The sequence below is a fragment of the Mycobacterium sp. E3298 genome (assembly GCF_001666895.1).
Taxonomy (GTDB): domain Bacteria; phylum Actinomycetota; class Actinomycetes; order Mycobacteriales; family Mycobacteriaceae; genus Mycobacterium.
The window spans coordinates 1-1,005 of the sequence record NZ_LZJB01000366.1 but is presented as its reverse complement, the minus strand read 5'-3'; the positions used below and the strand labels follow the sequence as shown (position 1 = coordinate 1,005).

Genomic DNA, 1,005 nt, shown 5'->3' with positions numbered 1-1,005 from the left:
GGCCGCCGACCCGGTCACCAGCGGCGCACCGGCGGTCGCGGTCGGCGCCACGTACGGGGTCCAGCTGTCGGTGCCGCGCAGGATCTCCGTGAGCGACGACCACTGCGTCGTCACACCGGAGGATTCGATGAAGTCCAGGAAGGGTGGGCTGATGGCTCGCAGCATCACCAGCGCCACCAGCCACCACAGCATCGCCAGGAAGAGCGCCAGCAACCACCACCCGGTGTAGCGCCACCACAGCCGGTTGGGCCGGTGGCACGCCCACCAGATCACCGCGGGCAGGCAGCCGGCCAGCGTGGCGATCGCGTTGACCGCGCCCATCAACGCCACGGCCAGACCGGCCTGCGCGGCGAGCGCTCGCACCGACCGGTCGCCCGACGCGCGCAACGCCAGGATCGTCGGCAGCAGCACCCACGGCGCCAGCATCATCGGCAGGGTTTCCGACGAGATGGACCCCAGGGTGGTCAGCACCCGCGGCGACAGCGCGAACGCGGCGGCGCCGATCACCCGCGACGCGGGGCTGCCGATGCCGAGCGCCTCGGCGACCCGCAACAGCCCCCAGAAGCCGACGGTGAGCAGCAGCGCCCACCACAGCCGCTGGGTGACCCACCCGGGCACCGAGAGCAGATGGCCGATCGCGAAGAAGGTGCCGTGCGGGAAGAGATACCCGTAGGCCTGGTTCTGCGCCTGCCCGAACGGCAGCTCGCTGTTCCACAGGTTGGTGGCGCGGGCGAGGAAGCGCAGGGGGTTGGCGGTGAGGTCGAGTTTGGTGTCGGGGGAGACCCGGCCCGGGGATTGGGCGAAGGTCAACAGCAGGGCGATCGCCCCGACCAGCCATAGCCACCGGCGCGACACGGGCGCGGCCGACGAGGAGGTGACTACCGCCGCCCGCACCGCTGAACTCGGCGACGGTGACCCGCCGCGCCCGGCTGCGCCGCTAGCTACGGTTGCCGTACTCGACCCGGTTGAGCACTGACGACTGCGGATCGCCCCCGGGGAGTGGCG

2 protein-coding genes are annotated in these 1,005 nt (G+C 72.1%); both read right to left on the bottom strand.

The features are described from left to right. On the bottom strand, positions 1 to 894 hold an 894-nt coding region (locus A9X05_RS16950), incomplete at its 3' end, for an alpha-(1->3)-arabinofuranosyltransferase family protein (protein WP_197499099.1). Between the two features lie 43 nt (positions 895 to 937). Then, on the bottom strand, positions 938 to 1,005 hold a 68-nt coding region (locus A9X05_RS31145), incomplete at its 5' end, for a DUF2613 domain-containing protein (RefSeq protein ID WP_156736784.1).